The 16321-nt window shown below is 50.6% G+C and carries 17 protein-coding genes; 7 read left to right on the plus strand and 10 right to left on the minus strand.

What is annotated here, in order from left to right:
* Positions 1–84 precede the first annotated feature (84 nt).
* On the plus strand, positions 85–1773 hold the full coding sequence (locus DXA57_RS07495; protein WP_243005740.1) for a DUF4091 domain-containing protein: 1689 nt from the start codon (positions 85–87) through the stop codon (positions 1771–1773).
* Between the two features lie 57 nt (positions 1774–1830).
* Here DXA57_RS07495 and atpC read toward each other — a convergent pair whose 3' ends face one another.
* From atpC to DXA57_RS07545, 10 genes are all read right to left on the minus strand, one after another.
* On the minus strand, positions 1831–2232 hold the full coding sequence (atpC, locus tag DXA57_RS07500) for an ATP synthase F1 subunit epsilon (protein WP_117766171.1): 402 nt from the start codon (positions 2230–2232) through the stop codon (positions 1831–1833).
* 14 nt (positions 2233–2246) lie between these two features.
* Positions 2247–3641, minus strand: coding sequence for a F0F1 ATP synthase subunit beta (atpD, locus tag DXA57_RS07505; protein WP_117766173.1), 1395 nt, complete (start codon positions 3639–3641; stop codon positions 2247–2249).
* Positions 3642–3656: 15 nt separating this feature from the next.
* Entirely contained in the window at positions 3657–4520 is an 864-nt protein-coding gene (gene atpG, locus DXA57_RS07510; RefSeq protein WP_117766175.1) for an ATP synthase F1 subunit gamma, read from the minus strand.
* A gap of 119 nt (positions 4521–4639) precedes the next feature.
* Positions 4640–6166, minus strand: coding sequence for a F0F1 ATP synthase subunit alpha (atpA, locus tag DXA57_RS07515; protein WP_117766177.1), 1527 nt, complete (start codon positions 6164–6166; stop codon positions 4640–4642).
* A gap of 99 nt (positions 6167–6265) precedes the next feature.
* On the minus strand, positions 6266–6805 hold the full coding sequence (gene atpH / locus DXA57_RS07520; RefSeq protein WP_117766179.1) for an ATP synthase F1 subunit delta: 540 nt from the start codon (positions 6803–6805) through the stop codon (positions 6266–6268).
* Positions 6802–7344, minus strand: coding sequence for a F0F1 ATP synthase subunit B (gene atpF, locus DXA57_RS07525; protein ID WP_117766181.1), 543 nt, complete (start codon positions 7342–7344; stop codon positions 6802–6804). Before atpF ends, atpH begins: the two co-directional genes overlap by 4 nt.
* Positions 7345–7498: 154 nt before the next feature.
* Positions 7499–7780 (minus strand): ATP synthase F0 subunit C, encoded by a 282-nt coding sequence (gene atpE, locus DXA57_RS07530; RefSeq protein ID WP_117766418.1) that lies wholly within the window; start codon positions 7778–7780, stop codon positions 7499–7501.
* Between the two features lie 31 nt (positions 7781–7811).
* Complete coding sequence (locus DXA57_RS07535) at positions 7812–8573, minus strand: F0F1 ATP synthase subunit A (protein WP_117766183.1); 762 nt, start codon at positions 8571–8573, stop codon at positions 7812–7814.
* Positions 8574–8613: 40 nt separating this feature from the next.
* A complete protein-coding gene (locus DXA57_RS07540; RefSeq protein WP_117766185.1) occupies positions 8614–9027 on the minus strand; it encodes an ATP synthase subunit I in 414 nt (137 codons plus the stop codon).
* A gap of 18 nt (positions 9028–9045) precedes the next feature.
* Positions 9046–9315 (minus strand): AtpZ/AtpI family protein, encoded by a 270-nt coding sequence (locus DXA57_RS07545; RefSeq protein WP_117766187.1) that lies wholly within the window; start codon positions 9313–9315, stop codon positions 9046–9048.
* A gap of 303 nt (positions 9316–9618) precedes the next feature.
* Here DXA57_RS07545 and DXA57_RS07550 point away from each other — a divergent pair, with 303 nt between their 5' ends.
* The 6 genes from DXA57_RS07550 (at position 9619) to DXA57_RS07575 (ending at position 15992) form a co-directional block, all read left to right on the plus strand.
* Entirely contained in the window at positions 9619–10632 is a 1014-nt protein-coding gene (locus tag DXA57_RS07550; RefSeq protein WP_117766189.1) for a M42 family metallopeptidase, read from the plus strand.
* A gap of 17 nt (positions 10633–10649) precedes the next feature.
* On the plus strand, positions 10650–12152 hold the full coding sequence (locus DXA57_RS07555) for an ABC transporter substrate-binding protein (protein ID WP_117766191.1): 1503 nt from the start codon (positions 10650–10652) through the stop codon (positions 12150–12152).
* Between the two features lie 68 nt (positions 12153–12220).
* Positions 12221–13171: an ABC transporter permease gene (locus tag DXA57_RS07560; protein ID WP_117766193.1), complete on the plus strand. Its 951-nt coding sequence runs from the start codon at positions 12221–12223 to the stop codon at positions 13169–13171.
* Positions 13164–14030: an ABC transporter permease gene (locus DXA57_RS07565; RefSeq protein WP_243005741.1), complete on the plus strand. Its 867-nt coding sequence runs from the start codon at positions 13164–13166 to the stop codon at positions 14028–14030. Before DXA57_RS07560 ends, DXA57_RS07565 begins: the two co-directional genes overlap by 8 nt.
* Before the next feature lie 13 nt (positions 14031–14043).
* Entirely contained in the window at positions 14044–15033 is a 990-nt protein-coding gene (locus DXA57_RS07570; protein WP_117766197.1) for an ABC transporter ATP-binding protein, read from the plus strand.
* Entirely contained in the window at positions 15030–15992 is a 963-nt protein-coding gene (locus DXA57_RS07575; protein WP_278309144.1) for an ABC transporter ATP-binding protein, read from the plus strand. Before DXA57_RS07570 ends, DXA57_RS07575 begins: the two co-directional genes overlap by 4 nt.
* Positions 15993–16321: the final 329 nt, after the last annotated feature.

Consider the following 16321-nt stretch of genomic DNA (forward strand, 5'->3'; position numbering starts at 1 on the left):
ATGCTTTATAGACAAGGGCACCGGCAGAATGGTATGATGCGTATATCAAGTACGGCAGTCATTATGCGGAAATGGAGGATGAAAATGAATTTTAAAGCGGTAAACGTATCACCCATGGAAAAAGTATTTTCGACAGCAGCGCCCTCCGAAGAGGGAGCCAGAGAAAAACTCAGTGGTTTAAAAGGAGAGATCGTTTCTTTTCAGATTGCTTATTATGCGGAATCTCAGGGCTTTGCCAGGGCAGAGGCAGAAGTAATCTCACCCATCCGGGAACAGGTACAGCTTCGGAAAGTGGCTCTGGTTCCCTGCGAATATCCCTGTGGCCCTGTTGTAGATGAGGATTATATCACGACTGCACCTGGACTTTATCCGGATCGTCTGGAGAAACTGGAAAAAGTTTCTGACGAAGAAAAAGATATTTATAAAGAGATTCCCCTGATCCATGCACAGTGGAGAAGTCTCTGGGTAGATGTGGAACTATCAGAGGATATGGAAGCAGGGACGTATCCTCTGACGATCCGCCTTACTTATAAAGGTGAGGTTCTGACAGAGAAAACCGTGGAAGTGGAAGTCATCGGAGCAGTCCTTCCGGCCATGAAGGTTCCTCATACGGAATGGTTCCACAGTGACTGTCTGGCAGATTATTATGGTGTAGAGGTTTTTTCCGAGGAATACTGGCGCATCGTGGAAAATTTTGTGCGGACAGCTGGCAGACACCGTTATAATATGCTTCTGACACCGATCTTTACACCGCCTCTGGATACAGCAGTAGGCGGAGAGCGTCGGACGGTTCAGCTGGTAGATGTGCGCGTTCAGGCGGATGGAAGCTATGCATTTGGCTTTGAAAAGCTGGAACGCTGGGTGGAAATGGCAAAACGCTGCGGGATCCGTTTCTTTGAAATGTCTCATCTTTTTACCCAGTGGGGAGCCACTGCAGCGCCAAAGATCATGGCGGAAAAAGACGGGATCTGCCAGCAGATCTTTGGCTGGGATACGGATGCGGCAGGAGAAGCATACCGGGCGTTCCTTCATGCTTTCCTGGAGGCTTTGAAGCCGGAACTGAAAAAGCTTGGTATTGAAAATGAGACCTATTTTCACGTTTCCGATGAGCCCTCCATGGAGCAGATCGATTCCTACCGGGCGGCAAAAGAGGCGGTAGCAGAGGATCTGAAGGGCTATGGTATGTTTGATGCGCTGTCAGATTATGGTTTTTATGAGCAGGGGCTGGTCCAGCAGCCGGTCTGCGGTCTGAACCATATCGCTCCCTTCCTGAAGGCGAGAGAAGAGGGGAAGGGACTGGAGAAGCTCTGGGGTTACTACTGTGTGGGACAGCCGGAGAAGGTGACCAACCGCTTTATCGTGCAGCCGGGTTACCGGACCAGGGTCCTTGGAGCGCAGATGTATAAGTATGAGCTGGCCGGCTTCCTTCAGTGGGGCTATAATTTCTACAATTCTGCCTTTTCTCTGCACCCCATCGATCCCTATCGCTGTACGGACGCAGACGGAGCCTTCCCGTCGGGCGATCCCTTCATCGTCTACCCGGGACCGGGAGGAATGCCGGAGGAAAGCCAGCGTCTCATGCTCATGGATGAAGCCATGTCCGACCTCTGTGCCATGAATCTTCTGGAAGACCTCTGCGGCAGGGAGACAGTCCTTGCCTGCCTGGAGCCTGACGGCAAAGAAATCCTCACCATCGAGGAATACCCCAGAAACAGAGAATACCTCACCGCAGTCCGTGAAAGAGTAAATAGAAAGATCGCGGAAAATCTGTAAAGTGAAGCAGCCGGAATATCGGGATTTTATTCCCCGGTATTCCGGCTGTTTTCCTGTTTACTCCTTTACGCCGAGGCGCACCAGCGCACGCTTGAGTTTCGCCTCGGCGATCTTGTATTCTTTATCGGTGAGTCCTCCTTTGGCCAGCATTTCTTCTGCGTGTTTTTTCGCTTTTTCCGCACGCGGCTGGTCAATGTCCTCTTTCCATTCCCAGGTGGTGGCCAGAAGACGGCAGGTGCCGTTCATGACAGAAAGCATGCCGCCGATGCAGGCTGCAGCCCTGCGGGTCCCATCCTCCATAACAACGGTGGATTCGCCCATTCCGAGGGCTGTACAAAAGTTGCAGTGGTCTGCCAGGATGGCCAGGTCTCCGGTGATGGTGCGGCAGATGACTTTTTCCACGTTTCCTTCAAAAAGAAGGCCGTCGGGAGTTCCGATATGCAATGGAAATGTCTTCATGAGCGACGCCTCCTTTACAGATTCTTGGCTTTTTCGAAGACATCATCAATGGTGCCTGCGAAGAGGAAGCAGCTCTCGGGAAGCTCGTCACATTCGCCGTTTAAGATCATCTGGAAGCCGCGGAGCGTTTCCTTTAAGGGAACGTACTGACCGGCCATACCGGTGAACTGCTCTGCTACAGAGAAGCTCTGGGAGAGGAAACGCTGTACCTTTCTGGCACGGCTTACGGTGAGCTTGTCTTCTTCGGAGAGCTCGTCCATACCCATGATGGCGATGATATCCTGAAGCTCTTTGTAACGCTGGAGCACTCTCTGAACGGCACGGGCCGTCTCGTAATGCTCGGTTCCCACGATATCCGGGGAAAGGATACGGCTGGTGGAATCCAGAGGATCCACGGCCGGGTAAATGCCCTGGCTGGAAATCTCACGGGAAAGAACCGTGGTGGCATCCAGATGGGTGAAGGTGGTGGCCGGAGCCGGGTCTGTCAGGTCATCTGCGGGCACGTAGACAGCCTGTACGGAGGTGATGGAACCTTTTCTGGTAGAAGTGATACGCTCCTGAAGCGCACCCATCTCCGTTGCCAGAGTAGGCTGATAACCAACGGCAGAAGGCATACGGCCCAGAAGAGCGGATACCTCGGAACCTGCCTGGGTGAAACGGAAAATGTTGTCAATGAAAAGAAGCACATCCTGATTTTTTACATCACGGAAGTATTCTGCCATGGTAAGTCCGGAAAGACCGACACGCATACGGGCTCCGGGGGGCTCATTCATCTGGCCGTAAACCAAGGCAGTCTTATCAATAACGCCGCTTTCTTTCATCTCATTATAAAGGTCATTTCCCTCACGGGTACGCTCGCCAACGCCGGTAAAGACGGACAGTCCGCCATGAGCGGTGGCTACGTTGTGGATCAGCTCCATGATGAGGACGGTTTTTCCTACGCCGGCGCCTCCGAAAAGACCGATCTTACCGCCCTTTGCGTAGGGGCAGATCAGGTCTACGACCTTGATTCCGGTTTCCAGGATCTCTGTTGCCGGCATCTGCTCTTCGTAGGCCGGAGCCGGACGGTGGATCGCCCAGTGTTCTTTGGCTTCCGGAGCCGGCAGATTGTCTACCGGATCGCCCAGAAGGTTGAAAACACGTCCCAGACATTCCTCACCTACCGGTACCTTGATGGGACCGCCGGTATCCAGGGCCTTGGCTCCGCGGACCAGTCCGTCGGTGGAATTCATGGCAATGCAGCGGACCGTGTTGTCACCGGTCTGCTGGGCAACCTCTGCTACCAGCCGGGAGCCGTTGTTGTCAATTTCAATGGCGTTGAGAAGGGCGGGCAGTTCATCATGGGCGAACCGGATATCAAGAACCGGGCCGATGACCTGCACAACCTCGCCAATATGTTTTTCAGTCATTATTTAATCTCCTTTTCAGAGTCCTTCCGCACCGCCGACGATCTCCGTGATCTCCTGGGTGATGCTGGCCTGTCGGGCTCTGTTATAATAAAGATTCAGTTTATCGATCATATCCTCCGCATTGCTGGTAGCGGCTTCCATGGCGGTACGGCGGGCAGCCAGCTCACTGGCAACGCTTTCGCAGACACCGCCGTAAATGAGGCCTGCCAGATACTCCGGAACGATGGCGTCAAAGACCTCCACCTCGTTTGGTTCATACCAGATCAGATTCCGGATCTTCTTCTCATCCGGAGACTTCCTGTCATCGGTAAGATCCGAGAGAGGAAGCATGGAAAAGATCTCCGGCACCTGGGAAAGCATGGAAACAAAGCTGGTAAAGCAGAGCTCAATGTGGCCGAATTCCCCGTTTTTGAAGGCAGAGCAGAGGATTCTTGACATCTCAAAGCTGTCGGCAACAGAGATCTCTGCAATTTCTGCAAACTCTTCTGTGAGAATGGGAAGTTTTTTCCTGTGCGCGTATTCCACTGCTTTTTTTCCAATGGGAAGGACAACAAAATCCTTTCCGGCACTGGCTTCCTCCAGGCATTTGAAAAGGTTGACATTATAACCGCCAGCCAGACCGCGGTCTCCGGCGATTACAATGTAACAATACTTTTCACTGGAAGATTTTCGGGCATAAATGGAGGAAAAATCCAGATTTCCTTCCGTAATGTCCACCAGAGTCTGATGGAGCTCTCGGAAATAGGGACGGCAGATATCTGCGCGGTCCTTGGCTTTCCGAAGCTTGGAGGAGGCGACAAGTTCCATGGCCTTGGTGATCTGCATGGTGCTCTCCACACTCTTGATCCGGAGTTTTACGGATTTCATATTTGCAGCCATAAAGATTCCTCCTGTATAAATAGTACGTTTCAGCGTAGAATTTCGAATGTTTGGCGGGGTTTAAACACAAAAGCCTTGCTGTGCAGGCACAAGACGGCTTTCTGTGTTTTTGACCCTGATTATACAGGCCTGGAATCAAGGAACTGCTTCGTATAGACGCCAAGTACCTCTTTCAGCTTTGTTTCGGTCTCTTCTTCCAGTTTTCCGGTGGAACGGATGGTCTGCATGACGGCAACGCCTTCCGGATCGGTGTCCAGATAGGTGTAAAGTCCTGTTTCATAGTCGTGGACATCGGAAACTCTGACTGCGGAGAGGATTCCTTTGGTAACTGCATAGAAGATAGCTACCTGTTTTTCAACAGGAACCGGAGAATTCTGATTCTGCTTCAGAACCTCTACGATACGGGCGCCCTGTTCCAGACGGGCCTTGGTATCTGCATCCAGATCGGAACCAAACTGAGCAAAGCTCTGGAGTTCGCGATACTGGGAGTAGATCAGCTTCAGGGTTCCGGCTACCTTTTTCATGGCCTTGATCTGAGCATTTCCGCCTACTCGGGAAACGGAGATACCGGGGTTTACAGCCGGCATAACACCGGAATGGAAGAGCTCGGTCTCCAGGAAGATCTGACCGTCGGTGATAGAGATCACGTTGGTGGGGATATATGCGGAAACGTCTCCTGCCTGTGTTTCGATGATGGGAAGAGCAGTCATGGAGCCGCCGCCGTGGGCGTCATCCAGCTTTGCAGCTCTCTCCAGAAGTCTGGAATGAAGGTAGAAAACGTCACCCGGATAAGCCTCACGGCCTGGCGGACGGCGGATCAGAAGAGAAAGTGCACGGTAAGCCACCGCATGTTTACTCAGGTCATCGTAGATGATGAGTACATTTTTTCCTTTGTACATAAAGTATTCGCCCATGGCACAGCCGGAGTAAGGCGAAATATACTGCAGAGGGCTGGCCTCGGAAGCAGTAGCGGCTACAACAGTGGTATAGTCCATAGCGCCGTTTTTGGCAAGATTTTCCACAAGAGCAGCCACAGTGGAACGCTTCTGGCCGATGGCAACATAAATACAGATGACATCTTTGCCTTTCTGGTTGATGATTGTATCCGCAGCAATGGCGGTCTTACCGGTCTGACGGTCACCGATGATCAGCTCACGCTGACCGCGGCCGATCGGGATCATGGAGTCGATCGCTTTGATCCCGGTCTGGAGCGGTTCGTGAACGGAGCGCCGTTCACAGATACCGGGAGCCGGGCTTTCAATGGCACGGTATTCGTCCGTCAAAATGGGACCGGCACCGTCGATGGGCTGTCCCAGTGCATTGACGACACGACCGATGAGGGCGTTACCGACGGGAACGGAAACGACTTTTCCGGTCCTCTTGACGCTCTGGCCTTCGCCGATCTTTTCACCGTCTCCGAACAGTACGATGGAGACGCTGTTTTCTTCCAGGTTCTGCGCCATGCCGTAGCTTCCGTCCTCAAATTCCAGAAGCTCACCAGACATACAGTTGACAAGACCGCTGGCACGGGCGATACCATCGCCCACCATCAGGATGGTTCCGGTCTCGTTCTGATGGATGGCATTATCATAATATTTGATCTGGCTGCGGATGACCTTGGATATTTCTTCAGGTTTTAATTGCATGGTTCCATTTCCATCCTTTTATATAGTTTGTAGGTAACAGTTCAGAACATCAGAGAAATGAAAAAATCAGACCTGTGGCTTGCTGCTCTGAACCTCCGATTACAGTGTCAGGCTGTCCAGCTTCCGGGAAAGACCGTCGAGTCGGCCTTTTACCGTTCCGTCCAGCTCTTTGCCTTCCAGCTCCACGCGTACACCGCCGAGGAGAGAAGGATTGGTTTTCAGACTCAGGGAGATTTTCTTTCCGCTGAGTTTTTCCAGTTTTTGTTTCAGTGCTTCTGCCTGTGCTTCTGTCAGGGGAACGGCACTGGTTGCTGTTGCCTCGGCGATCCCGTTGTCCTGGTTATAACGCCGGAGGTATTCATCGCAGCAGCCGCCGAATTCCCGGAGAAGATTTTTCTCACAGAGAAGCTTTATAAAATTGACCAGATATCTTTCCGCCTGCTTTCCGAAAGCGGTTTCGATGAGATCGATCCGCTCGTTCCCCGGAATGGAAGATTCTGAAAGAAGATGGACATAATCCGGATTTTCCTGAAAAAGTCTGCGGATGACTTTCATTTCCTCCAGGATCTCACCGGAAAGCCCTTCGGAGAGGGCAAGCTCATACATGCTTTCTCCATAGACTCTGGCTGCCTGTGTCATGAAATATCACCTGCATTTCTGTCAGTATCTGCCGGGGAACCGGTCTGGTCCACCTGCGAAATGAAATCGTCGATGAGTTTCGCATGATCCTTTTCGTTTACTTCCCGTTCAATGACTTTGCCGGCGATCTCCATAGCCATACCGCCGATCTCGTCTTTCAGTTCGTTGACCGCTTTGCGTTTTTCCTGAACGATATCAGCCTCTGCTTTTTCTTTCAGGGCAGCGGCCTGTCTGGATGCCTCACGGAGCATTTCTTCACTCTGGATGGCAGCCGTTTTCTGGGCGGTAGTAAGGATCTCACTGGCCTTGTTTTTGGCATTCTGCATGTTTTCTTCATATTCTGCCTTCATGGCCTGCGCTTCTTCTTTTGCCTTTGTGGCATCCTGGATCTCTGCGTCGGCATGCGCCTTCCGCTTTTCCAGGATCTCATTGATAGGTTTAAAGAGAAAACGCTTGATCAGATAAACCTGGATAAAAAGGTTTAAGATCGTGGCAACGAAGGTCCATGGCACAATACCTACTAAATCCTGTACCTGCATATTTATGGCCTCCAAACCTTGTTCTGTCTTCATACATTCGGAATCCGTTGATCTGCTTTGTAGATCACTGTTTCCTCCTGTCTGGCGGGTCCCAGGTCCAAATGCCTTATCGTGCAAGCACGAGCGGCTTTTTGAACTCTGTCCCCTGGTGGGATCAGCTTAAAAAGTTCATGAACATTCCCGGAGCTACGAAGATCAGAAGAAGGCCGGTTACGAAACCGTAAATACCGGTCGTCTCAGCGATGGCACAACCAAGGAGCATGGTAGAAGTAACGTCTCCTTTGCACTCCGGCTGACGGCCGATGGCCTCAAGCGCTTTTGCTACAGCGTTACCCTCACCAATACCAGGTCCGATACCGGCGATCAGGGAGCAGCCTGCACCGATTGCACAACCAGCTAATGCGATACCTTTTGCGAGCATCTGAAATTCCATAATAAAAGTCCTCCTTAGAGTAATATATATTTTTTTAACCTTCTTCCGCAGCGTTTGCAATATACATGACGGTCAGCATACAGAAGATAAATGCCTGCATACAGCCTGAGAACCAGTCAAAGTAGACGGACAGGATGGCAGGGATTCCCACATCAAGGAAGGGGATCTTTGAGAGAACATCACCCACAACACCGGGGATCAGTCCGAAGAGCGCGGAGCTTGCCACGGCCAGAGCACCGTAGATCAGAGCATTGATGACCACACCGGAAAGAATGTTTCCGAAATGACGGCAGGCCATACTGACCGGCGTTGCCAGTTCTGACAAAATATTGAAAGGCGTCATTACCGCGATAGGGGTGGTAAAGCCCTTCAGATATCCGCCGAAGCCGTTGGTCTTGATCTTCTGTGCGGTGATCATGATGAATACCACCACTGCCCAGGCGGCTTCTGTGGAAAGATCAGCCGTTGGACTTCGAAGACCGATGAGGCTGATCAGGTTGGAGAGGACGCTTGTGGCAAACAGTGCGGCCACAAAAGGAACGAAATAGCGGAACCTCTCACCCATATTTCCGACGACAAACTGATTGGCTTTCTCAACGATGAGTTCAGCCAGAGCCTGTCTCTTGGATATGTTCTCTTCCTTCAGATCACGGGTAAGCCAGATGCACGCGCCGGTGATAAGAAGCATGACAAGCCAGCTGATCACCATAGTCTCGCTGATCTTAAGCTGCCCTAAGACAGGCACGTTGATGGGTGTTTCCCAGAGGATCCGGGCACCCGTAATATCCAGTTCCATTTGTTTTCACCTCCGTTCTTTACGAAAACTGCGATCACAGTCATTCTTTATGAATCAATCCCATAAGCTTGATCCCGAAGCTCGGGAAGAGCAGGGGAAGAATTCCGGCGGCAAACTGAAAACAGGGAGCCGCGATGGCGACGATCACCCATGCCATCTGGAGAAGGGTCCGGCGGGAATAGCTGGCCTTCATGCGAAGTCTTGCGTTGTCTTCATTTGTCTCGGCGCTGACCTTCTGTACAGTGACGCCCATGAGGAAAAAATTCAGGATGGCTATAAAGCCCCCCAGAAGGCCGCCCAGGATCACGGTGTAATCAAATGGAATCTTTTCCGGCATGCAGGCATGAAGGATCAGAAAAACGATCCACATGACGATGACGCCTGAAAAAGTAAAGATCCCCACACGCTTTGTCTCCTTTTTTATAGCAGGCGCAAGGTTTTTCAACAGGTTCATAAGTCTCACTCCCTTCTTTTAATGATGTCTGTTAAAAGAGATATGCTGTTTTTTCTCTTTCCGTTCTCTTTTCTGATGGCTGTAAACAGAAAGGTAAAGCTTGTAAGCTACCATGGCAGAACCGCCCAGTCCAAAGAAAAAGCCGGGAATATAGATCCAGGGACCAAGCTGGAATTTTTCCGTCAGCCACCAGGAAAGAGCCAGACACAAAAGAAGCGGGGTGATAAAAGAAAGGCCGAATTGTGTCAGTATGGTCAGGTTTTTTAGGATATCTGCCCAGTTTTTCATTATATTTCCCTCATTCTGAAGTCTTAAACAGTAGTAGTTAAAGTCTATCATAGCACATTTTAAAATTCAATCCACCTTACAATTAATATTTTATAAAAAACGCACAAATAAGTAAAAAAAGAGTAATAAATACGGAAATTTACAGAAATATTTAGGGACTTTTCAAAAACACATCTTGAAAAGCAAATGGAAAAATGGTAAAATTTCTATAAATTTTTGACTGACGCTTTCGCAATTTAAAGTTTAAAACTTTCTGGTAATAAAGCGATGGCCAACTGGAAGAAACAAAGAGAGGAAGTACCTATGAGAGAAGAAGGATTATTGAAGAAACTGGTTGCCGCCCATGGTGTCTCCGGTTTTGAAAAAGCCGTCCGGAAGATCATCGAGGAGGAAGCAGCTCCTTATGCGGACGAGATGACAGTGGATGCCATCGGAAACCTGATCGTCCTGAAGAAAGGAAGAGACGGGGCAGATAAAAAGAAACTCATGTTTGCGGCTCATATGGATGAGATCGGTTTTATGGTGAAAAAGATCGAATCAGACGGTCGTCTGAAGGTCTGCAACATGGGATGGAACTGGGCAGGCTCTGCCTATAATGAGAGAGTTGAATTTCAGAACGGCATCAGTGGCGTGGTAGGCTGCGAGGGCTGGATCGAGGATGCCAAAAACGATGTAGGCAAGCTTTTTATCGATATCGGAGCCACTTCCGCAGAGGATGCGGCAAAATATGTGAAGCTTGGTGATGTATGCGGTTATTTTGGTCCCTGGATCGATCTTCAGAATGACCGGATAAGCTCCCGCTCTCTGGATAACCGGATTGGCTGTTATCAGCTTCTGGAGGCTTTGAAGGAAAATGATGGCAACTGCCCCAATGATGTTTACTATGTATTTACCGTTCAGGAGGAAGTAGGCTGCCGCGGATCTCAGGTGACAGCAGAGCGGATCCGGCCGGATTTCGGAATCGCCGTGGATATCACACCGGCGCATGATTATCCCTGTGACCTTCAGGGAAGCAATACCGTGGATGGCGGTACCGGCATCAAGATCTGTGATCCTTCGGTTATCTGTGACGAGGATCTTGTGGCTGCCATGGAAGAGTGCTGTAAAAACAACAGCATCAAATATCAGAGAGAGGTCATCGATAAGGGCGGCACGGATGCTTCCAGTATGAATCTTTCCCACCAGGGCGTGAAGGCCGGCGGTATCGTTACCGTTGTCCGTTATCCCCATGCCCAGTGTTCGGTGGCATCGAAAAACGATATTGAAGCAGGTGTGGATCTGATGAAGGCCATTTCCGCTTATAGATTTAAGGACTGAAAAAGGAGGAAGATATTATGAAAAAAGTAACAGCATTTCTGGCAGCTGTCGCAATGATGGCATCTCTGACAGGCGGTGCTCTTTCTGTTCAGGCAGCAGACAAGACCGATCTTACCATTGCTGTAGATGTGGATGTGGATACCCTGCATTCTACGGATTACAGCACCACGGTGGAGCATGATATTTTAAGCCAGATCTATGATCCGCTGATGTACATGAATCCGGACGGAACCCATGATCCCGAACCGAGGATCGCAGAATCCTATGAGATCAGCGATGACGGACTGGATTATACGTTCCATCTGAGAAAAGATGTAACCTTTCATAACGGCACACCTCTGACGTCCAAAGATGTAAAATTCTCCCTGGAGCTCTGCCAGGCTTCGGAGTATCAGGGTTCTATGGTAACGGGGCTTGACAGTGTGGAGGCGCCGGACGATTATACGGTTGTCTGCCATCTGAGCAATCCGTATTCTCCCTTTATGCTGGGTGTGTGCCAGGTAAACATTGCTTCCAAGGATTACTATGACAGCTCAGCAGATGATTTTGCAAACAATCCCGTAGGAAGCGGTCCGTATAAATACACCGGAAGAAGCAAAGGAAGCAATGTAACACTGGAGGCTTATGACGGCTATTACAGAGGAGAGGCTCCGATCAAAGAAGTCACCTTTGAAGTGATCCCGGATCAGTCCACCACAGCCATTGCTCTTCAGACAGGAGAGGTAAACTTTGCAACCATCGAGTCCTCTACCATCGCGCAGCTTTCCGCAAATCCGAACATCCAGATCGCAGAAGTGGCAAACTCCGGTTTCACCTATGTATCTATGAACACCGAGAAAGAGCCCTTCAATGATGTGAAAGTACGTCAGGCTGTCAACTATGCCATCAACCGTGAGAACCTCGTTCAGGTCTGCTACGACGGTGAGGCAGAGGTAAACTCCAACATCTGCTCCAAAGACCGTTTCGGTTACTCAGATGACCAGTTCCAGTACACCTATGACCCGGAGAAAGCCAAAGAGCTTCTGGCTGAGGCGGGCATCGAGACTCCGTATGATCTGGGTGAGATGCTGGTAGCCGAGAAATATTCCAATATCGCCACGGTCCTTCAGAGTGATCTGGCAGCTGTGGGACTGAATGTAACGATCTCTGTAAAAGAATTCAACTCCTATATCGGTGATCTGACCAGTGGAAATTATGGCATTACCGCTCTTGAGATGACGCTGGACGGCGATACCCAGATGCTTGAAATGGCATTTACCACCGATTATATCGGAACAGCCAACAATGCCCGTTACAGCGATCCGGCCATGGATGAGCTTTTCGAGAAGAGCAGAACAGAAACCGACACAGACGCAAGAAAAGAACTGTTCAATGAGATCCTTACGAAAGCACAGGATGAAGCGATTTATGCCGTGATCGACAACCCGCTGACTCTGTTTGCTTACAACACCGATCTGAACTGCCCGGAATTCCCTTATGAAGGAATCTATTCCATCTACGATTTTTCCTGGGCTGAGTAACTGATAAGAAAGGCAGGCGCTGTCAGAATGACCAGCGCCTTTCTTCGTTTACAAAGGAGAGCATTTTTATGCACAAATATGTTATCAAACGTCTTCTTTACATGATTCCGGTGCTTCTTGGTGTGGCATTTCTGGTATTTACGATCCTTTCCCTGACACCGGGGGATCCGGGTTCCATCATTCTGGGAATGACGGCAAAGCCGGAGGCCATTGCGGCACTGAACAAGGAATTCGGTTATGACCAGCCGTTTCTGGTCCGTTTCTTCAATTACATCGGCGACATTATTTTTCATTTCAGCCTGGGAACCTCTTATCAAAGCCGGCAGCCGGTGATCACTGACATTATGGCCCGTTTTCCCAATACCTTGCTTCTGACGGTCTTTTCCATGTCGATCGCTTCCATTCTTGGTATTTCTCTGGGAATCCTTTCTGCGGTCAGACAGTATTCCGTACTGGATCATACCCTGGTGGTCGTAGCATTGATCTTTGCTTCCATTCCGGGTTTCTGGCTGGGTCTGATGCTGATGCTTCTGTTTTCCCTGAAGCTGGGCTGGCTGCCGTCCTACGGTGCAGGAAGCCTGAAGCACTTTATCCTGCCGACGCTGACGGTCTGTATGGGTTCGGCCGCAGGACTTCTTCGTCTGACCCGGTCGGCCATGCTTGAGACGGTCCGTCAGGAATATATCCGCACCGCAAAAGCAAAGGGAGCCTCTCCGAAGCGTGTCATCTGGAAGCATGCTCTTCGAAATGCCCTGCTTCCGGTGGTAACGACTCTGGGAACCAGCTTTGGCGCCTCCCTCGGCGGAGCCATCATTGCAGAGACTGTTTTTGCCATGCCCGGCATGGGAACCCTGATCACTACGGCTATCCGTCAGAAGGATATTCCGGTAGTCATGGGTGCGACCCTGTTTCTGGCGACCCTGTTCAGCCTGATCATCCTTATTGTGGATGTGCTGTATGCATTTATTGATCCGAGGATCAAGGCAAAATACCAGAATGGAGGAAAAGTCCGTGAATAGAAAAAGAGCGAAAAAACACGCCCAGCTGAAAGAATTCTGGAGACGTTATAAAAAGAACAAAGCGGCTGTCGTCGGACTTGTCATTCTGTGTGTCATTGTGGGGATCGCCGTTTTTGCCGATCTTATCGTTCCTTATGCCAGATGCGTGGAGCAGACAGGTGCAGACCGTCTGCAGTGGCCCAGTGCCGCACACTGGTTCGGAACGGACGAGTTTGGCCGTGATCTGTTTGCCCGTGTGGTACATGGAGCCCGTTATTCTCTGTTTATCGGTGTGGCAACGAGCCTGATGGCTCTGGTGGCCGGAGCGATCCTGGGCGCCAGCGCCGGTTATTTCGGCGGTATGGTGGATAACGTGATCTGCCGTATCATCGATGTTTTTATGTGTGTACCGCCGATTCTGCTTTCTCTGGCGGTCGTGGCAGCTTTGGGAACCAGCATGCGGAACCTGATCATCGCCATTACGATCTCCTGTATTCCGGGAAATGTCCGTCTGATCCGTTCCGTGGTGCTCACGGTGGCGGATCAGGACTACGTGGAGGTGGCCCGTTCTTACGGTGCTTCCAACGCCCGGATCATTTTCCGGTATGTGCTTCCCAATGCCATGGGACCGATCATTGTAAATACGACCATGGCGATTTCTGATATGATCCTGTCTGCGGCAGGCTTAAGCTTTATCGGTATGGGAATCCAGCCGCCCTCACCGGAGTGGGGGGCGCTTCTTTCCGCAGCGCAGACGTACATTTTCACATCACCTTATCTTCTGGCATTTCCCGGTGTGTTTATCATTTTAAGCTCCCTGTCCTTTAATCTGGTGGGAGACGGACTGACAGACGCCCTGGATCCGAAGCTGAAGGACTGACGGGGAGGATATTATGGGAAAAAAAGTTTTGGATGTAAAAAATCTGACCATACAGTACCGGACGGATCTGGAAACTGTTTATGCGGTAAACGGGATCAGTTTCTCACTGGAAAAGGGAGAGACGCTTGGCCTGGTAGGAGAGACCGGCGCCGGAAAAACGACGACCGCCCTTGGGATCATGGGGCTTTTGCCGGAGCGTACCGCTGTGATCCCGGAGGGAAGTGTGGAGTTTGAAGGCAGGGATCTTCTAAAGCTTTCCGAGCAGGAAATGCAGAAGGTCCGCGGAAGTGAGATTTCCATGATCTTCCAGGATCCTATGACGGCTTTGAATCCGGTGCTTCCGGTAGGAAAGCAGATCGGTGAGGCGCTGTTTCTCCATAATGATGAGAATCTGAGCAAGGATCAGATTGAGAAAAAAGTAGAAGAAACACTGGAGCTTGTGGGAATCCCGAAGGAAAGAAAGGTGGAGTATCCTTATCAGTTTTCCGGCGGCATGCGTCAGCGTGTGGTCATTGCCATTGCGCTGGTCTGTAATCCGGCTCTTTTGATCGCGGATGAGCCTACGACTGCATTGGATGTAACGATCCAGGCGCAGATCCTTACCATGATCTGTAACCTGCAGAGAAAATACGGAACATCTGTGATCATGATCACGCATGATCTGGGTGTGGTGGCAGAAACCTGTGATAAGGTAGCCATCATGTATGCCGGTGAAGCTGTGGAATACGGAACGCTGGCAGACATTTTCGGTGGGGAAAAGCATCATCCGTATACGGTGGGGCTTTTTGGATCCATTCCAAGTCTTACGGAGGACAGCAGGCGGCTTCATCCGATCGAGGGGCTGATGCCGGATCCGACGGAAAAGCCGGCGGGCTGCTGGTTTGCACCGCGATGTCGTCACTGCACGGAAAAGTGCAGAAAGCAGGCACCGCCTGTTTATGAAAAGAATGGTCATCAGATCCGCTGCCATCTTTTTGGTGCGGAAGAAAGGGAGGTGCGGTGATGGAAGAGAAGCTTCTTGAGGTCAGACACCTGAAAAAATATTTCCACACGCCGGCCGGGCTTCTTCATGCGGTGGATGATGTGGATTTCAGTATCCTGAAGGGAAAAACCATGGGCGTGGTCGGAGAGTCCGGCTGTGGAAAATCCACACTTGGACGGTCTTTGCTTTGCCTGGAGCCTCCGACAGCCGGGGAGATCCTTTTTGAGGGGAAAAATATTGCGGCTCTTTCGAAGCGGGAGATGAAGAAGGTACGCCCGAAGATCCAGATGGTCTTCCAGGATCCGTATTCCAGTCTGAACGGCCGTATGACGGTCCGTCAGCTGATCGCCGAGCCGCTGCTGGTCAATAAGATCTGTAAGAACCGGGCGGAGGTTGATCAGAAGGTGGATGAGATGATGGAGACCGTGGGTCTTGCAAAGCGGCTGGACATGGCATATCCTCATGAGCTGGACGGAGGACGGCGTCAGCGTATCGGTATCGCCAGGGCTTTGATCCTGAATCCGGAATTTGTAGTCTGTGATGAGCCGGTTTCTGCTTTGGACGTTTCGATCCAGGCGCAGATCCTGAATCTTCTGATGGATCTTCAGGAGAGTATGAATCTTACATATATGTTTATTACGCATGATCTTTCGGTTGTGCGTCATATTTCCAATGAGATCATGGTGATGTATCTCGGAAAGTGTGTGGAGCGGGCAGAGGCGAAGGAAATTTTCCGAAATCCGGTCCATCCTTACACGAAGGCGCTTCTAGCTGCCATTCCGATCCCGAGTATTGAGTCTTGTCATAAGAAGAGGGAGCTTTTGCAGGGGGAGGTTACGAGCCCTGTCAATCCGAAGCCGGGATGCCGGTTTGCAGTGCGTTGTCCGTTTGCCACGGATGAGTGCCGGAGGGGGGAGATTCCTCTTCGGGAGGTTGCTCCGGGGCATTTTGCGGCTTGCTGTCGGGCGGAGGAAATGTAGAATAAAGTGGCTTCGAGGACGCCCCGCACGCCGGTTTCCAATCAGGTTTCAGTTGCGGCGGGGCGAAATTCTAGGGTTTGCCCTGCCTCCACATGAAAACCTGATTGGAAACTGGCGTGTGGGGCTGTGCTATGATATTGGAAAGTATGGTGGCAGACGGAAACTTTGTCTGTCTCACATGCAAACTTGAGTGGAATTGGGACAAAACAGTGGGTTATCTGAGAAAATATGGGTTTAATCGGTTTGGAGCAGATATTTGACCCACAAAGGATCTGTGGAAGGTGTGGATAACTTTCTTCAAAAAAGAATTTCCAGTGGAAAATTCTTTT

This window comes from Blautia sp. OF03-15BH (assembly GCF_003463065.1).
Lineage (GTDB): Bacteria > Bacillota > Clostridia > Lachnospirales > Lachnospiraceae > Limivivens.

Bases quoted from the DNA above. Each gene is read 5' to 3' on its own strand.
- atpF (WP_117766181.1), bottom strand. From the start codon at position 7,344: ATGCAGGTACAGGATTTAGTAGGTATTGTGCCATGGACCTTCGTTGCC.
- DXA57_RS07555 (WP_117766191.1), top strand. From the start codon at position 10,650: ATGAAAAAAGTAACAGCATTTCTGGCAGCTGTCGCAATGATGGCATCT.
- atpG (WP_117766175.1), bottom strand. From the start codon at position 4,520: ATGGCTGCAAATATGAAATCCGTAAAACTCCGGATCAAGAGTGTGGAG.
- atpD (WP_117766173.1), bottom strand. From the start codon at position 3,641: ATGACTGAAAAACATATTGGCGAGGTTGTGCAGGTCATCGGCCCGGTT.
- DXA57_RS07570 (WP_117766197.1), top strand. From the start codon at position 14,044: ATGGGAAAAAAAGTTTTGGATGTAAAAAATCTGACCATACAGTACCGG.
- atpH (WP_117766179.1), bottom strand. From the start codon at position 6,805: ATGACACAGGCAGCCAGAGTCTATGGAGAAAGCATGTATGAGCTTGCC.
- DXA57_RS07560 (WP_117766193.1), top strand. From the start codon at position 12,221: ATGCACAAATATGTTATCAAACGTCTTCTTTACATGATTCCGGTGCTT.
- DXA57_RS07550 (WP_117766189.1), top strand. From the start codon at position 9,619: ATGAGAGAAGAAGGATTATTGAAGAAACTGGTTGCCGCCCATGGTGTC.
- DXA57_RS07540 (WP_117766185.1), bottom strand. From the start codon at position 9,027: ATGAACCTGTTGAAAAACCTTGCGCCTGCTATAAAAAAGGAGACAAAG.
- DXA57_RS07545 (WP_117766187.1), bottom strand. From the start codon at position 9,315: ATGAAAAACTGGGCAGATATCCTAAAAAACCTGACCATACTGACACAA.
- atpC (WP_117766171.1), bottom strand. From the start codon at position 2,232: ATGAAGACATTTCCATTGCATATCGGAACTCCCGACGGCCTTCTTTTT.
- DXA57_RS07495 (WP_243005740.1), top strand. From the start codon at position 85: ATGAATTTTAAAGCGGTAAACGTATCACCCATGGAAAAAGTATTTTCG.
- atpA (WP_117766177.1), bottom strand. From the start codon at position 6,166: ATGCAATTAAAACCTGAAGAAATATCCAAGGTCATCCGCAGCCAGATC.
- DXA57_RS07535 (WP_117766183.1), bottom strand. From the start codon at position 8,573: ATGGAACTGGATATTACGGGTGCCCGGATCCTCTGGGAAACACCCATC.